Origin of the sequence: Moraxella oblonga NBRC 102422 (assembly GCF_001598275.1) — a bacterium.
GTDB lineage: Bacteria > Pseudomonadota > Gammaproteobacteria > Pseudomonadales > Moraxellaceae > Moraxella > Moraxella oblonga.
On sequence record NZ_BCYQ01000092.1, the window covers coordinates 1 to 1582 of the forward strand.

General features: G+C 35.7%; 1 protein-coding gene. It reads left to right on the forward strand.

From position 1 onward, the window contains the following. A partial coding sequence (locus MOB01S_RS12020; RefSeq protein ID WP_066805851.1) for a polymorphic toxin-type HINT domain-containing protein occupies nucleotides 1-1582 on the forward strand: 1582 nt, incomplete at both ends.

Here is a 1582-nt window from a genome sequence, read left to right on the forward strand (position 1 = left end):
TCAATATGATGAGGCTTTTGATGTTAATGAATTAAAGCTAGAAACGAAACATAATGCTGGTTTTGTAGCGGGTACACTCGTTCATACAGATAAAGGATTAGTGCCTATCCAAAATATTAAAGTTGGAGATTTAGTTTTATCGATGCCAGATGATGCTCTTTCAGCTGAAGAAGCGTATAAATATTTAGCTTATAAACCTGTTACTAAAGTATTCAAATCTCAAGATATGAAACCTATAATGTTGCCTATAGATTCTGCAATATTTTGCACTGACAAGCATCCCTTTTGGACACAAAGCAATGGGTGGGTTGAAGCTAGGTATTTGGACAAAGATACTCATAAAGTGTATACATTGGGAAGAGATGGCATACCTGAATATATCGAATCAAGCTATTATGCTAATCGTAACCATTTTAAAATGGCTGGGAAGTACGTGATAGCTACACGCGATAGCCAAATTGCAGTTGTGTTATATGATAACTTCTTCGATGACGGTATCTCAGTAATGCAACCATCTTTATGGAAATTTGAGAGTGATAAATATGTACCAATATTGACGAATGATAAGGATAGTTATTTAGGAAAGTTTGATGATTTTGAAGTACTAGATTCAACTTATTTTAAAGGTATTTTTTTAGATAAATCCCAAGATAAAGAAATGATAGCTTATTACAGTGAGCTTTTAAAAGAAGTTGTGGAAGGAAATGCCTATCCATTCTGTCAATATGTATTTAATATTGAGGTGGCAGATTATCATACCTATTTTGTTGGTGAACAAGGTCTGTGGGTACATAACTGCGATACCGAACCGACCTACAGCAATAACCTAACAGTAGAACAAATCCAAACACTCGTTCCTTTACTTGATTCAGTTCCAAACCATACTTGCTTCCCTGCGGGAACTCGAGTGATGACCGATAAGGGGTTAGTGCCTATTGAGAACATCCAAGTTGGTGATAAAGTTCTATCTAAACCTGAGGATAATACTGGAGAAGCAGAATTTAAGCCAGTATTAAAAAAATTCGTACACGACAATAAAGAGTTATGGATGTTGACCTATGTAGAGATTCCATCCAATACGGACAGAAATAAACTGACTACTGATAAGCTTAAATGTCTTTCAAAAAGAGGTAAGTTTACTACAATTAAGGCTACACCTAATCATCCATTTTGGGTAGAGAAAGAGAGCTGGACTCGTCTAGATCATTTACAATATGGACATATCATACAATCTAAAAAAGATGGTATGGTCTGTATGGTGTTTAATGTTTCTCCAATGCTTCAGACGAATATTGAGAGTGTTGCGGCACAATCTTCAATACGAAATATTTTAGATGCGGATAAAAAAGGTGAAGATATTGATGATGTAACTTACTATAATTTTGCTAAATATGGTAATGATGGGTATGTTGCTGAGTTCTTAAATGACGGACATGATTCTCCGAGTCCATTAAATGTAGAGGGTTATCCACCCATAGAAGTATCTACAGAAACTTATCGCACGACCGTCTATAACTTTGAGGTGGCAGACCATCATACCTACTATGTATGGGATTTATGGGTGCATAACTGCGATACCAAA